The organism is Hyphomonas beringensis, from assembly GCF_000682755.1.
In the GTDB taxonomy this organism is placed as follows: Bacteria; Pseudomonadota; Alphaproteobacteria; order Caulobacterales; family Hyphomonadaceae; genus Hyphomonas; species Hyphomonas beringensis.
This window is the reverse complement of sequence record NZ_AWFF01000035.1, coordinates 56,502-70,198: the sequence shown is the minus strand read 5'-3', so window position 1 is coordinate 70,198 and position 13,697 is coordinate 56,502. Positions and strand designations below refer to the sequence as shown.

Annotated in this window: 14 protein-coding genes; 9 read left to right on the top strand and 5 right to left on the bottom strand. The window is 59.7% G+C overall.

The genetic code is table 11. The features are described from left to right. Positions 1-31 precede the first annotated feature (31 nt). Both HY29_RS18425 and HY29_RS08770 read right to left on the bottom strand, forming a co-directional pair. Complete coding sequence (locus tag HY29_RS18425; protein WP_051601345.1) at positions 32-1,396, bottom strand: peptidoglycan DD-metalloendopeptidase family protein; 1,365 nt, start codon at positions 1,394-1,396, stop codon at positions 32-34. A 121-nt stretch (positions 1,397-1,517) separates the two neighbouring features. Continuing rightward, entirely contained in the window at positions 1,518-2,894 is a 1,377-nt protein-coding gene (locus HY29_RS08770; RefSeq protein WP_051601347.1) for a M23 family metallopeptidase, read from the bottom strand. A gap of 257 nt (positions 2,895-3,151) precedes the next feature. Between HY29_RS08770 and HY29_RS08765 the strand changes: the two genes are divergently transcribed. From HY29_RS08765 to HY29_RS08725, 9 genes are all read left to right on the top strand, one after another. After that, positions 3,152-6,418, top strand: a complete 3,267-nt coding sequence (locus HY29_RS08765) for an intermembrane phospholipid transport protein YdbH family protein (protein WP_034795763.1) — start codon at positions 3,152-3,154, stop codon at positions 6,416-6,418. 75 nt (positions 6,419-6,493) lie between these two features. Continuing rightward, positions 6,494-6,685, top strand: coding sequence for a YnbE family lipoprotein (locus HY29_RS08760; protein WP_081811313.1), 192 nt, complete (start codon positions 6,494-6,496; stop codon positions 6,683-6,685). A gap of 24 nt (positions 6,686-6,709) precedes the next feature. Beyond that, the gene (locus HY29_RS08755) at positions 6,710-7,057 is read left to right on the top strand and encodes a YdbL family probable chaperone protein (RefSeq protein ID WP_051601343.1); all 348 of its coding nucleotides are present in this window, start codon (positions 6,710-6,712) and stop codon (positions 7,055-7,057) included. 35 nt (positions 7,058-7,092) lie between these two features. Then, positions 7,093-7,341, top strand: a complete 249-nt coding sequence (locus HY29_RS08750; RefSeq protein ID WP_155838268.1) for a hypothetical protein — start codon at positions 7,093-7,095, stop codon at positions 7,339-7,341. 92 nt (positions 7,342-7,433) lie between these two features. Next, positions 7,434-8,087 (top strand): histidine phosphotransferase family protein, encoded by a 654-nt coding sequence (locus HY29_RS08745; RefSeq protein WP_155838267.1) that lies wholly within the window; start codon positions 7,434-7,436, stop codon positions 8,085-8,087. 89 nt (positions 8,088-8,176) lie between these two features. After that, complete coding sequence (locus HY29_RS08740) at positions 8,177-8,542, top strand: response regulator (RefSeq protein WP_034795756.1); 366 nt, start codon at positions 8,177-8,179, stop codon at positions 8,540-8,542. A gap of 66 nt (positions 8,543-8,608) precedes the next feature. Further along, positions 8,609-9,451, top strand: a complete 843-nt coding sequence (locus tag HY29_RS08735) for a CheR family methyltransferase (protein WP_034795754.1) — start codon at positions 8,609-8,611, stop codon at positions 9,449-9,451. A gap of 83 nt (positions 9,452-9,534) precedes the next feature. Next, positions 9,535-10,719: a tRNA 2-thiouridine(34) synthase MnmA gene (gene mnmA / locus HY29_RS08730; RefSeq protein WP_034795751.1), complete on the top strand. Its 1,185-nt coding sequence runs from the start codon at positions 9,535-9,537 to the stop codon at positions 10,717-10,719. A 4-nt stretch (positions 10,720-10,723) separates the two neighbouring features. Then, positions 10,724-11,278 (top strand): chloramphenicol phosphotransferase CPT family protein, encoded by a 555-nt coding sequence (locus HY29_RS08725; protein WP_034795796.1) that lies wholly within the window; start codon positions 10,724-10,726, stop codon positions 11,276-11,278. A gap of 6 nt (positions 11,279-11,284) precedes the next feature. Here HY29_RS08725 and HY29_RS08720 read toward each other — a convergent pair whose 3' ends face one another. The 3 genes from HY29_RS08720 to greA all read right to left on the bottom strand — a co-directional run bounded on the left by HY29_RS08720 (position 11,285) and on the right by greA (position 13,646). After that, on the bottom strand, positions 11,285-12,007 hold the full coding sequence (locus HY29_RS08720) for a helix-turn-helix transcriptional regulator (RefSeq protein WP_051601342.1): 723 nt from the start codon (positions 12,005-12,007) through the stop codon (positions 11,285-11,287). An 85-nt stretch (positions 12,008-12,092) separates the two neighbouring features. Continuing rightward, positions 12,093-13,172 (bottom strand): mitochondrial fission ELM1 family protein, encoded by a 1,080-nt coding sequence (locus HY29_RS08715; protein WP_034795749.1) that lies wholly within the window; start codon positions 13,170-13,172, stop codon positions 12,093-12,095. Next, positions 13,173-13,646, bottom strand: coding sequence for a transcription elongation factor GreA (gene greA, locus HY29_RS08710; RefSeq protein ID WP_034795747.1), 474 nt, complete (start codon positions 13,644-13,646; stop codon positions 13,173-13,175). Positions 13,647-13,697 lie beyond the last annotated feature (51 nt).

Below are 13,697 nucleotides of genomic sequence, written 5' to 3'. Positions count from 1 at the left end.
AAAAGCCCCGGTATCGATACCGGGGCTTTTTTCATGGATTGGTCGGAATGGTCATCGTGGTTAGCCGGGCCGTTGTCAAAGGGCCGGTTGCGCCGCGTAGCGTATCGATTTTGCTAATCTGCTCGCGCAGCTTGTCCATTTCCTCCGGGTTCCTTGCCAGAGACCGGCCCGAGGGCAAATTCAGCGAGACCGGGTTCACATAGCGCCCATTCTCCCGGATTTCGAAATGCAGGTGCGGCCCGGTGGCCGTGCCGCTATTGCCGACATAGCCGATCAGGTCGCCGCGCTTCACGCTCATGCCGGGGCTGAGCTGCGTGTTGAAGCCGGACATGTGAGCGTAGACCGTCTCAAAGTCGCGCTTGTGGGTGATAAAGATCTGGCGGCCATAGCCATCGCCCCATCCCATCTGGCTGATCACGCCATCGCCAGCGGCATAGATGGGCGTGCCGATGGGGGCGCGGAAATCCACGCCGCTATGCAGCAGCAGCAGGCCGCTAACCGGATGCAACCGGCGGCCAAAGCCAGAGCTGATCTGCGCATAGCCAAGCGGATAGCGGGTCAGCAGCGGCTTCTGCGTGCTGCCCTGACGATTGTAGAACTCGGCGCGGCCCGTGTCGGACGGTTCAAACCGGTACCAGCTGCCATTGCTTTGCTTGCCATTATAGGCCGCAAACAACAGGTCGCCGGTTTCCAGCACATTGCCGCGTTCATCCTCTGCCACCTGATAGACAATGTCGAAGCGTTCGCCCTTGCGGCCGCCCAGGGCCAGCTGCGTGTCATCCGGGAAGAGGGCGGCGACATCGCCAGCCAGGTCTTGGGGGCCACCTTGGGCCGTCAGCGCGTCCGCCAGGGTCGTCTCAATGGTCCCGGCAATCCTGCGCGTGCCATCAAAGACGCGGGCAGTCAGCGTGCTGGTCATGAAGCTGCCATCCGGCTTGCGCGTGGCGAGCAGGGTGGTGCGCGGGTCTGCACGCAGTGATACGGAGACAAGTTCTCCAAGTCCCTCATTTGCGGCTTCGTCGAAATAGGCGGTTAGGACTGTGCCTGCGGCCAGCTTGCTGCGGCTCAGCAGGCCTGTGTCGCGCAGCGCATCCATGGCGTTGTCTGCGTCCTCACCGGAGGCGCCCAGCACTTCCAGCACGTCAGAGGCCTGTGCGCGGCGGGTGATTGTGCCGACGCGTTCTGCGGTGGAGATCGTCGGCATGTCCTGGCTAAAATCCGAATAGGTCAGCCAGTCCGGCGAAGAAGGGCTGGCAGCATCGGATGTCGGCCGCACCAGCGCGAACAGGACGAGCATGGCGAGCACGATCAGGCCGCCGGCAATCAGCTCAGCCTTGCGGCTGGGGCGGAAACGCCGGTCCACGCGAGCGGGGGTCTTGGTGCTGTTTCTGATCATCCAGATACTCCTGTCCCTGCCGAGCAGAACCCGGCGGTGGGTTGTCAGGAGAAATCACGCAAGAAACAAGCCAGACTCGCCCTCTGGGCGAGGTCTGATCTGCGGATTCAACACTCCGGGATTACGGGGTTGGTGGGGCCTGGAGGGGGTTTGAGGCAACCAGCCGTGCACCCTGATTGGAGCGGATGCCATCGATTTCGGCTTTGCGCGCGATGAATTCCTTCAGCATCTCCGGGCTTTCGACCAGTTTGCGGCCTGTCGGCAGCTTCAGTTTCATGGCGTTGACCGGCTTGCCTTTAATATAGACTTCATAGTGAAGGTGCGGGCCGGTTGAGGCACCGGTAGAGCCGACATAGCCAATAATGTCGCCCTGGCGGACCCGCTTGCCGGCGCGCACACCGGGGCCATAGCGGGACATATGGGCATAGGCTGTCTTGTAACCATTGGCGTGCTTGATGCGGACATAATTGCCATAGCCACCATAGCGGCTGGCGCGCTCGACCACGCCATTGCCGGCGGCATAGATCGGCGTGCCGCTTGGGGCGGCAAAGTCCGTGCCCTTGTGCAGGCGCGTATAGCCAGAGATCGGGTGACGGCGATTGCCGAAGGAGGATGACAGGCGCGCGCCATTGATCGGCGTCTTCATCAGGAATTTCGTGGCGCTTTCGCCATTCTGGTCGAAATAATCAGGCACGCCATCATCGCTGGGCGCGAAGCGATAGAAGCTGCGGGTCAGGGCGTCGCCATCCAGGCTGGCATAGATGACATCTCCGGTTTTAACCGGGTGTCCGCGCTCATCCACGAAGGTCTCATAGACCAGTTCGAAGGAGTCTCCGCGGTGGATCTCGCGCTGGAAGTCCACATCATAGGCAAAGGCGCTGGCGAAATCGACAACCTGCTGATCTCCGGCGCCCTGGGCGCGGGCTGCATCATAGATAGAGGTTTCGATATCGGCGGCGACACGGGAATAGCTGGGCGTCAGGCGGGCCTTGAGTTCCGTTGCAGACCAGCCACCGGACATGTTGCGCGTGATATAAAGATTCCGGTCGGCATCTGCCTTCACGTTCAGGGCTCTCATCTGGCCATCCACGATGAAGGTTTCAGCCTTCACACCGGGGCGCAGGCGCCGTGGGTCCAGCAATTCCTTCTCATAGATCGTATGCAGGGCAGCTGCTGCATCGGAAGGGGATGCGCCAAGGTTGGTGACCAGCTCTGTCAGCGTCTGGCGGCTCTTGAGTTCGCCGCTATGGCGAACGGGGGTAGCCGATACCGGCGTGAATTCAACAGCCGAGAAAAGGGTGGTTGCCAAAGGCGGGGGCGGCGGCGAGGCGTGAGCGGCAGAAACGCCGCCATCTTCGCCAGATGTAATCGAAATGAGGCCAAGTGCAGCCGACATGGAACCAAGCAGGCCCAGAACGATTAGGCTTTTGATACCGTGTGACAGGTTCCGTCCCTGCGAAAGGGTGTGTGTATGCGTGTTGTCTGCGCCGTGATTCACGAAGCGACCTCCCTCATTCCCGGTGCCCCCCGGCACCATGATCCGTCCGGATCGTGTTTTCCATTTCAGCTTTGTATGCCTTTTGCCTGTTAAGAAAAGACAACGCGCTTAATTTGGCCTTCTTGCTTTCATAGAAATTCTAGTAGGCAAGCCAAGCAAGAAGCAAGCCGGTACACTCAGTGGATACGATAGATTACAAAGATTTAGAGAAACAAGCTGAAGTCCCGGCGGAGCGTTCGTTCCGCTGGGGGCGGTGGTTGTTGCTCGGCCCCGTGATTCTTGTTCTGGTTGTCGCGGCCATATTCTGGCTCGTCCGCAAGTCGGTGGCAGAGCAGGCGCTGGCCAGTTGGTGCGAAGGTCAGCAGCTTGTCTGCGAAGGTCATTTCGACCGGCTGGGAGCCGGGGGCGGCGTTCTGTCGGACCTTGTTGTTAAGTCTGGTGAGAACGTCCCGTTTCAGGCCGATGAAGTAACGGCGCGTCTTAGCTGGGACTGGTTCACCCCCTCTCTGACAGAGATTGAAGTGGATTCGCCTGTCCTGCGCGGCACACTTGATGATCAGGGAGTACGCTTCCACGGCCTGGAGCGCATTGGCAGCGGCAATACATCGGGGGGCGGCGCAGCGGATTTGCCTGCTGTGCGCATTACGAACGGACGCCTTTTGCTGGAAACCAGCGCAGGGGAGGTCGGCGCCTCGATCAATGTGAACGGTGTGTTCCCGAAATCCGGCACCGTTAATGTGACGCTCGATCCTGTGTCTCTGGATGGGCCGCGCGGCAAGATCGTTTGGAGTGAAGGGGCCGTCGATATTGTCGCCGAAAATGGTCGCCTCGAAGGGGAGGCGTCCCTCGACCTCGACGTCGCAGACATTCGCGGAGTCGCAATCCGGGATGCCGATCTCTCCGCTCTGCTCTCGTCGCCAATTGATGGGAAGGGCGAAACCCGCATCGTCTGGGATGCGTCCCTCGCGAAGGGAAGTTGGAGCGACTACAGCCTTGAAGCCGCCGAAACCTCCGGAGAGGCGCACCTCTCGCGCCTTCCGAATGCAGGCATTGATGCCATTCTCGCGGCGCTGGAGACGGTATCAGCCGAGCTGAAGAGCGGAGCTTTCCGGCTTCAGGACTATTCCGGCGCCAGTATGAAGGGCGAGGCGGACCTGAAGCTGAGGCAGGGCATGTTCTCGGGACCCTACGCACTTTCAGTGGCAGATGCAAAAGCGCCGCAAGGGACCGCCAAAAGTTTGGCCGTCACGGGAGACATCCAACGCGATAAAGAGGCCCGCTTCGAGACAAAGGCCAATTTCGTGCTGACCGGCGCGGCGGCATCTGACAGTTTTTCAGACAGTGTCAGTACTTATCTCTCCTTTCCGGGGCTGCTTTCTGATCACGGGGCCAGCCTGAAACGGGGCGTGAGGCAGGCGCTGCAGGAATTTGATGTGGCGTTTCCGGCCCGTGTCACGCGTGCGCCGGATGAGCTGCAAATCGTGGTCACGGAAGCGGCGTCGCTGTCAGCGTCCTCTGGTCTGCAGATCAAGGGCGAGGCGACGGGCAGTGCCCCCTGGCTCAGCTGGGATGGCGCGCAGACCGCCGTAAATGGTCATGTCACCCTTTCAGGCGGTGGCTTTCCCAAATTCGATGCAATCCTGAACTTCTCTGCGGATCCCTCAGGTATAAACCGGTTGGGCGCAGAAGCGCTGACCCTTGCGCCATGGCGTGCCGGCGATCGGACAATCTCTGCCAAACTGGATGTTCTCGAATATCAGCACTCTGAGACGCAGGCGGACATTATTGACCTGCGGGGAAAGGTCGGATTTGCAGGCGATGCTGCCGGTGTGACGTTTGAAACCTCCAGCCTGGAGGGAGACCTGCGTGCGGAAAAACAGCCCGAAGGCTGGCAGCTCAGCGCTGTGGACGGAACATGTGCGGCATGGCGCAGTCAGGGCCTCTCCTTCGGGGCGATCCGTCTGACGCCGTTCGCGGCGAATGTCTGCCCCGTGAAAGGCGTGTTCGCCACACCGGGCCAGGATGGCTTGTCCGGTGCGGCGCGGCTGGGCGACCTGAAACTTCCCCTTGAGCTGTCTTCCGGTGGTGGAGAGCTGGTCTTTTCCAATGCCCGGATGGACTGGGAAAGCGCAGGTGGCATCAGCCTCTCTGCTACGGCTGACCATGTCTCCATGCCGTTGACGGTTGGCAGCAATACGCTGGGCATAGAAGGCGACAAGCTGCGCATGGGCGTTGCAGCGCGCCAGAACGAGGCACCCGCATTGTCTGCGCGTCTTGGCGAGACGGACTTCAGCGGCTCCCTGATCCCGGCAAAGGTGACGGCAGGCAGCTTCAGCTTTGATGGCGTGTCCGCAACCGGCGGCATTCGCGGCAATCTTGAGGCCAGCGGCGTCAACATACGAGACCTGCGTGACGACCCGCTCTATCAACCACTTACGGCAGACTTTACCGCCACTCTTGATGACGGCCTGCTCGACATGTCCGGGCCCTTGCGGCTGAAGTCCGGCGGACTGACCATTGCGGACAGCATGGCCAGGATAAATATTGTCAGCCTCACCGGCATGGCGGCGGTCACCTCCCGACCGTTGACCTTTGAGCCTGGCGGCCTTCAGCCCTGGCGCCTGTCAGACAGGCTGCGCGGTGTCTTTACCGATGCGCGGGGGACGCTGAATGCTTCGGCCCGGCTGGACATCGACAGCGGCAAGATCACTGGAACAGGGGAGGTCGCGATTGATGAGTTCGGCTTTCAGACAACGCGCCTGGGCCGTGTAGAGAGCGTGAATGGGGACGTAGCCTTCAGTGATTTGCTGGACCTGACGACCGCGCCCGGCCAGACCATCACGATTGGCGCGATGAATCCCGGTCTCCCGCTTGAGAATGGCAAGATCGATTTCCAGCTCATCTCCGGCAAGACATTGTCCGTGGAATCCGCGGCCTTCCCGTTTGCCGGCGGTACGCTCGCGCTGGCGCCTTTCAAATGGGTGCTGGGCGGGGAAGACCAGCACCTGGAAGTCACGGCAGACAAGATTGAGCTGTCGCGTCTGGTCGAAACCTTGAAACTGCCGGATACCAAGGCGACAGGCACTGTATCGGGCCGCTTTCCGATTGACGTGAAGGGCACGCAGATCCTGATCAGGGACGCGCGTCTAAAGGCAGATGCCAATGGCGGGCGGCTGGCCTATCAGGGCGAGGCAGGGGAGTCTGCGGCAGGGGCAGACCCGAATGCCCGTATGGCGTTCGAGGCGCTGAAGGATTTCGACTTTACCGTTCTGGAGGTCGGCCTTGATGGCAACGCGATGGATCGCATCACAATTTCACTGCTTCTGGAGGGCGTCAGCCGAAAGGGCATCACCTATGGCAAGAACGGTCAGGTGCTGATGAACCAGCCCTTCCAGTTCGACATAAGTATCAATTCCGCACTTAGCGAGCTGTTCAAGTCCACACAATATTACACAAGCCAGAAACAACTGACTGACATTGTGGTCAAACAGGTGCAGGAAGATCGCAATGGCGAACCTGAATAACGGGCAACGCGCTCATTCATTGACGTTAAGGTGCGGTGTGTCATGTTCACCGCGAATATCGAGGAGCGAATCCGAATGACCTTACCAAAAGTCCTGCTGATCGGCGCCGGCCTGACGGCTATGGCTGCCTGCACGCCCACGGTACGCCTTGAGCCGTCCGACAAGCCGATTAAGATAGACCTCAACGTCAATATCACTCAGGAAGTTCGCGTCATCCTCGACAAGGAAGTCGAAGACCTGATCGCGGATAACCCGGACCTGTTCTAGTTTAGCGAAGTCAGGAGACACATCATGAAATCCCTTCGCACGATTTTTGCCTCTCTCATTCTGGCCCTGGGGCTTGCCAGCATGGCACCAGCTGCCTGGGCCGGTGACCCTGTCATTGATGCTGCCATTCAGTCTGGTCAGGTGGGTGAGCGTATAGACGGCCGTCTAGGCGTTGTTGGCTCGGCGGACCCTGCCGTGGTCCGCAAGGTTCAGGAGATCAACAACAAGCGCGCGGCCAAATATGCCGAGATCGCGGCACAGACCGGCACATCCGTCGCCCAGGTGGCGCGCGTGACCGGTGAAAAGCTGATCTCGGATCTCAAACCCGGCCAGTATTACATGGACGCCAGCGGCAGCTGGAAGCAGAAATAGGTTGCCTGTTGCGGGACAGAGGCTAGCTAAGGGCCATGTCCCGCAAACTTGTCCTCTGGATCACTGCTAGCTTCGTCCTACTCGGGCTCATGCTCTGGGTGCTGTCGCTGTTTTGGCAGAACATGCGGGATGGCATTTCCGGGCATGGCTGGGCTGCGTACATTATCGGGGGTGTGCTCACTCTGGCGCTGTCGATTGGCCTGTTCATGCTGACATTCCACAGCGCACGTCATGGTTATGATGATATTGACCGGCCTGAAGATGGTGGTGAACACGACATCTAGTCGTGTATTTGTAGCGTATAGTTCACGGTGCCTCGATTGACAGGCGGCGCGGCTCACTCAATCCTGCTATCGAGTTAATACAAGAACGGGGCTTGTCCACTTCCATGATCGATCCTGCACGCCTGTCTGCATATATTGCGTCGCGCATCTGCCATGATCTCGTCTCGCCGGTTTCCTCGGTGACCAATGCGCTCGACCTGCTGAACGACCCCGGCGACATGGAGATGAAAGCCCAGGCGCAGGCCTTGCTGGAGGACGGCGCCGAAAAGGCAGGGGCCCGCATCCAGTATCTCCGCTACGCCTTCGGCTCGATCGGGCTGAACTCCGGCGCGGCGGACATTCACGAAGCGCGCAAAATCACAGAGAATTTCGTCAAGAGCCACCGGCCCAGCATCGAATTCGACATCCAGACAGACCATCTGAGCTTCTCTCATGTGCGCATGATGATGAACATGGTTTTGATGGCCGTGGATTCCTTGCCACGTGGCGGCGTGATCAGCGTGCGTATCCGCAACGAGGCGGGTGGCATGACCATTACGCTGACCTGCAAGGGCAAGCGCGCCAAACTGCGCCCAGACGCCCTAAAGGCCCTCACCAATGATGAGCCCGAGGATGGCTGGCGTCCAGAGAACATCCAGCCGCTGTTTGCCAAGATGATTTGCGATGGTCTGGGCGGTGAACTGACGGCCAGTCAGGGTGACGATACGGTCATTTTCATGGCCACAGGCATTCGCGCTGAAGGGTAAGCAGGCGCAGCAAATTTACACTTTGGCAATAAATTCTTAACCGGCCTCAGCGAGCTTGCACGGTGGGACTATTGCGTACAGGGCACGCCATGAAGACTTGTCTGATTGTTGATGACTCCCGCGTTGTGCGGAAGGTGGCTGCGCGCATTGTGCGGGACCTGCGCTTTGACGTCATGGAAGCAGGTGACGGTGCTCAGGCAATGCGCATGTGCCGGGAGAAAATGCCGGATGCTGTGCTGCTGGACTGGAACATGCCCGTCATGAACGGGTTGGACTTCCTGCGCTCCCTGCGCCGGGAAGAGGGGGGCGCGCGGCCCCTCGTTGTGTTCTGCTCCATCGAGAATGATGCAGAGCACATCAATGAAGCGCTGCGGTGCGGCGCTGACGAATTCATCATGAAGCCTTTTGACGCCGATATTCTGGAAAGCAAATTCGCAGAAGTCGGGCTGGTCTGAAGTCTTTCTTAATAAAACGTCCCCATTGGTAAACCTCTGGGGCAGAATGTCCGGTCGGAGTGGTTGATGCAGGAAGAGGTCTTCAACGAATTGGCAGATCTGGCGCTGAAAAGCTCCGGTCAGGCAATTCCGAAATCCAAATCCTATCTGATTGAGGCCCGCCTTGCGCCCATCGCGCGGCGCGAGGGCTTTGGCTCCATGGCGGATCTGGTGCACTGCCTGAAATCGCGCGCCAACCCGATCTTTGCGGCCGAGATTGCTGCAGCCCTCGTGTCCAAGGACACCTGGTTCTTTCGGGATCGCGACTGCCTGCAACGCGTCGTCGAGGATGTGCTGCCCAAGCGTCTGAAAGCTTCCAATACGGGCCGTCTGAAAGTCTGGTGCGCCGGTGGCAGCACTGGGCAGGAAGCCTATTCTCTGGCGATCCTTCTGGAAGACGAGATGCCGCCAGCTCTGCGGGGCGCGAAGATTGAACTTCTCTCCACAGATATCTGCAAAGTGGTGACAGAGAAGGCGCGTATTGGCCGGTTCGGCCATTATGAAGTTCAGCGCGGCCTCTCCATTCGCCGCCTGATCAAGCACTTCACGCGACTTGAGACCGGACAATGGGAGCTTTCCGAGGATCTGCGTTCCCGCGTCAGCTTCCGTCAGCACAATCTGCTGGAAAGCGCCCACGGCCTTGGCAAGTTTGATGTCGTTCTGTGCCGCAATGTGCTGTCCGGCATGGCGAAACCGGCCCGCAAACGTGTGGTCGAGAGTATTGCCGAACAGATGATGCCAGGCGCGATGCTGCTGCTCGGCAGCGGCGAAAACCTGATCGGCATCACCGACAAGCTGGAGCCGGCACGGGACTTCCGCGGCGGCTGGGTCGCCGCCGGAACCGCGAATGCCGAGGCCTCTGCAGCCTGATCCCTCGCAATTTGGCGCATCTCGCGCTATATGCCTGCCTTTCCTGAAACTGCTCCGGGCCTTGAACCCGGTTGGAGTGAGATATGACTTATGAATTGCCGCCGGCCTGGGATGGCCGCGTGAACTCTCTTGGATTTGCCAAACCGCCTGGGGAAACGCGGGTCGTCGCCGCCATGTCGGGCGGGGTCGACAGCTCTGTTGTGGCCGCGCTGCTGAAGGCGCAGGGCTATGATGTCATCGGCATCACGCTGCAGCTCTACGACCATGGCGCCGCCATCGAGAAGAAAGGCGCCTGTTGCGCCGGGCAGGACATCCATGATGCCCGCAACGTGTCAGACCAGATCGGCATTCCGCATTATGTGCTGGATTACGAGTCGAAGTTCCGCGAGCAGGTGATGGAAGACTTTGCCGACACCTATCTGGCCGGCTCCACCCCGATCCCATGCATTCGCTGCAATCAGACGGTCAAATTCTCGGACCTCCTGAAAACGGCAAAGGATCTTGGGGCGGACTGTCTTGCGACCGGCCACTATATCCGCCGCGAAGAGGGGGAGACCGGGGCAGAGCTGCACCGCGCCGCCGATGCGAGCCGGGATCAGTCCTATTTCCTGTTTGCGACGACAACGGAGCAGCTGGACTATCTGCGCTTCCCGCTGGGCGGGATGCCGAAGACTGAGGTGCGCAAACTGGCGGAGCACTTCAGCCTGCCTGTGGCCTCCAAGCCTGACAGCCAGGACATCTGCTTCGTGCCCACAGGCTCTTACGCGAATGTGGTTGAGAAACTGCGTCCAGGCTCAGGCCGCGGCGGTGAGATCGTGCATCTCGATGGCCGCGTGCTGGGCGAACATAATGGCGTCATCCACTACACGATCGGCCAGCGCCGCGGCCTTGGCGTTGCGACGGGTGAGCCGCTCTTTGTCGTCAAGATTGATGCGCCGAACCGCCGGGTTATTGTCGGCCCTCGGGAAGCCTTGATGACGTCAGGCCTGTTGCTGGAAGAGTTGAACTGGATTGGCGACGGCTCTCTGGAAGAGGCTGCCAATGCGGGCGCGCCTGTGCTCGTCCGTGTTCGCTCTACCCGGCCGCCGGTTCCGGCCCGGCTTGGCTGGAGTGATGACGTGCCGGTCATCTGGTTTGATGAGCCGGAAGAGGGCGTCGCGCGCGGTCAGGCCGCTGTCATGTATGATCCGGAAGGCAGCACGCGTATTATGGGCGGTGGCTTCATCCTGAAAGCCATTCCGGCCGATGAGCGCGTGGTGGCTGCGTGAGCCCATGGCAATTGTCATTATCCTGAATGGTACAACAAGCGCGGGCAAGACATCTCTGGCCCGCGCCCTTCAGGATGTGACATCCCGGCCTTTCCTGCATGTGCGGATGGATGACTTTCTGACCATGCAGCCGCGCCGTTTGAACAATCACCCTGACGGCTTTGTTTTTGCCCCGGTTGAAGGGGCTGCCCCACCAGAAGTTTTAATCAAGACAGGGGCTTATGGTGCGAAGCTGATATCGGGCATGCGCAAGGCGGTGGCCGCTATGGCAGACAGCGGTCTGGATATGATCGTCGATGATGTGTGGTTGAGAGAGGGCGCGGAACAAGTCGACTATATCCGCCTGCTGAGCAATCATGAGGTCTTCTTCGTCGGTGTCAGCGCGCCTCTCGCCATTCTGGAGCAGCGGGAAGTCGCGCGCGGCGACCGGGATATCGGCCAGGCCCGCTGGCAGCACACGCGCGTCCATATTGGCGCAACCTATGATCTGGAAATTGATACTGGCGATATGACGCCTCAGCAGGCTGCTCTGAAAGTCCAGCAGGCGTTCCGGCTCTAACGGGCCCTAGTCCACCATGCCCAGCGCCATGCCACGCAGCGCGGCCGACACACGGTCATTTACATTCAGCTTCTGGAAACAGCGCCTTATATAGGTTTCCACCGTATTGCGAGACAGGCGCGTGGATTCCGCAATCTGCGCATTTGTCTGCCCCCGTACAATCCAGTACAGGATTTCTCTTTCTCTTGAGGACAGATTGGTGCCCTTGGGCAGATCCTTTAGCAGCAATTCGCAATAGGCCAGATGACCCATCTGGCAGGCGGCCTGCAATTCCAGAACCTCGTCGTCAGACGGCACCGGATTGCCGCGGCCAAAGCCGAGGGCGCAATATCCGTTTCGTTGCGCAGGGCCGAATACCGGAACGCTGAGGCCTTCGCCTAAATGCTCCTGGCTGACCATGTTGATATAGCTGCGCTCTTCATCGGTCAGATTGGAAAACTGCCCGACCTCGCTCCAGAAATAGGGGCGGATGAAGCTCGGCGCACGTCGGGCCAGCGGATCATTCTGGTACAGCTTTTTGCGCAGATAAGTTTGCCGCCACTCTTCCGGATAGCCAAACTCGGCAATGCGGATTTCGCCATTGAAATCCCGCGCGCCCACAGGCGGGAAATGCATATAGCTGGCCATCTTGACTGAGGTGGTTTTGTGATAGCACACAGCGGCAACACGCAGATCTTCGAAGCTCTCTGCGTTCCGGCAATCGCGGAAATAGGTGCGAAGTGACTCCATGTCTCTTGCCATCAAAAACAGCCCCCACCTGACTGGTAGGTAGCATTAGGCCCCAAACAGGCGGGGAATGCAAACGAAGATCAGGTCAGCTGAGCCAGTCCGGCGCGGCCACCTTGGTCTCGTCGCCGCCCATTTCCGGTTGGGGATATTGCTGCAACAGCTTTTTCACGATGGCATCGGCCACCTTGTCTGCTTCGCGTAGGGCAGGATAGCTCCAGGTTTCCAGCGTGCCGCCAAACCAGCGCGCTGCGCCATGGTCGATCAGGCTCTGATGAAGCTTGTCGAACTTTTTCGAGCGGCCTTCCAGCCTGACAATATGGATCGGCAGATCGTGCCAGGCGGCATCGGACAGCATATTGGCGCTGTCTTCGGTTACGATGGCGCAATCGGAAAAGATCAGCCAGGCGAGATAGGGATTGTCGCCATCCTCAGGGCCTGACCAGAATCGCGCGCCGATTTCATCCGCCATGGCACGGAACTTTGCCACGATGGGCACAGGCGTACGGCGGGATGTGGTGACGCGCAGGCGCCAGCCCTGGCTTGCCAGAATGCGCAATTGCGACTCCAGCCGCTCTGCGGCGGCGTCTGTGAATGTATGTGCACGGGAGTTCCCGCCAAGAATGACAATGGCGCTCTTGCCACGTTCATCGGCCAGGTCTGCGAAAGACTGACCGGCATCCTCGATCAGGTCCGGCGCGAAATAGGACGGCGAGCCAACGGTCTGGATGACATTGTCGCCTTCCACTTCGTCATGCTTTGGCGTGACCAGAAGGTCGAAATTCTCCGGCGGAATGCGTGGGTCCAGGATCTGCACCGTCAGCGTCTTGCCGCCCGACAGTTCGCGTATTGCGCGCGTTAGCGGAGCGGAGCGACGGCCTGCCGCGATCCATACATTCGGCCAGGGAGGCGTCAGCAGGGCGCGCTGGTCCTTCGGAAGGGAGGCGAGGGGAGATGGCCACTTGTCCGCGGGCAGCCAGGTCCAGGGCGCACGCGGGGTCAGCACCAGCGGATCGGACCGGTGGCCTTCGCCTGGAATGTGCGCAATCTGGATCCACCGGCGGGTTTCGCCCAGCGCCTGCAGCACGGCACGCACCTGCGCAGCATTGCCTGCGCGGCCGTCTGAGACCGCCCAGACGGATGGTCCGAGCGACCCCGCCTTCGCCATTTAGTTGTACCCGACCTTGGCGATTTCGTATGCGCGGGCCCCGGAGGGGGCGGCCACTTCGGCTTCGTCGCCTTCTTCCTTGCCGATCAGGGCACGGGCAATCGGTGAGGTGATGGAAATCTTGCCATCCTTCACATTGGCCTCGTCTTCGCCCACGATCTTGTAGGTACTCTCATCTTCCGTATCGACATCAATCAATGTCACGGTTGCGCCAAAGCGGATTTTCGATCCCGTCAGCTTGCTGACATCGATAACTTCGGCGCGGGCCAGTTTGTCGTCGATCTCGGCAATACGGCCTTCGATGAAGCTCTGCTTCTCTTTCGCGGCGTGGTACTCGGCATTTTCCGAAAGGTCACCATGCGCGCGCGCTTCAGAAATCGCCGCAATGATATTGGGGCGTTCGATGGATTTCAGCGTTTTCAGTTCTGCCTGAAGCGCAGCATGGCCTTCTGCGGTCATGGGAATGCGTTCCATGGATGTCACCTCTATAGTTGGCGGCAAAAATCGTTGTCTTAAATATGAAGG

What these genes read in the sequence shown, in the direction of transcription:
- HY29_RS18425 (WP_051601345.1), bottom strand. Translation starts at nt 1,396, where the DNA reads ATGATCAGAAACAGCACCAAGACCCCCGCTCGCGTGGACCGGCGTTTC.
- HY29_RS08760 (WP_081811313.1), top strand. Translation starts at nt 6,494, where the DNA reads ATGACCTTACCAAAAGTCCTGCTGATCGGCGCCGGCCTGACGGCTATG.
- HY29_RS08755 (WP_051601343.1), top strand. Translation starts at nt 6,710, where the DNA reads ATGAAATCCCTTCGCACGATTTTTGCCTCTCTCATTCTGGCCCTGGGG.
- HY29_RS08750 (WP_155838268.1), top strand. Translation starts at nt 7,093, where the DNA reads ATGTCCCGCAAACTTGTCCTCTGGATCACTGCTAGCTTCGTCCTACTC.
- HY29_RS08740 (WP_034795756.1), top strand. Translation starts at nt 8,177, where the DNA reads ATGAAGACTTGTCTGATTGTTGATGACTCCCGCGTTGTGCGGAAGGTG.
- HY29_RS08735 (WP_034795754.1), top strand. Translation starts at nt 8,609, where the DNA reads ATGCAGGAAGAGGTCTTCAACGAATTGGCAGATCTGGCGCTGAAAAGC.
- mnmA (WP_034795751.1), top strand. Translation starts at nt 9,535, where the DNA reads ATGACTTATGAATTGCCGCCGGCCTGGGATGGCCGCGTGAACTCTCTT.
- HY29_RS08725 (WP_034795796.1), top strand. Translation starts at nt 10,724, where the DNA reads ATGGCAATTGTCATTATCCTGAATGGTACAACAAGCGCGGGCAAGACA.
- HY29_RS08720 (WP_051601342.1), bottom strand. Translation starts at nt 12,007, where the DNA reads ATGGAGTCACTTCGCACCTATTTCCGCGATTGCCGGAACGCAGAGAGC.
- HY29_RS08715 (WP_034795749.1), bottom strand. Translation starts at nt 13,172, where the DNA reads ATGGCGAAGGCGGGGTCGCTCGGACCATCCGTCTGGGCGGTCTCAGAC.
- greA (WP_034795747.1), bottom strand. Translation starts at nt 13,646, where the DNA reads ATGGAACGCATTCCCATGACCGCAGAAGGCCATGCTGCGCTTCAGGCA.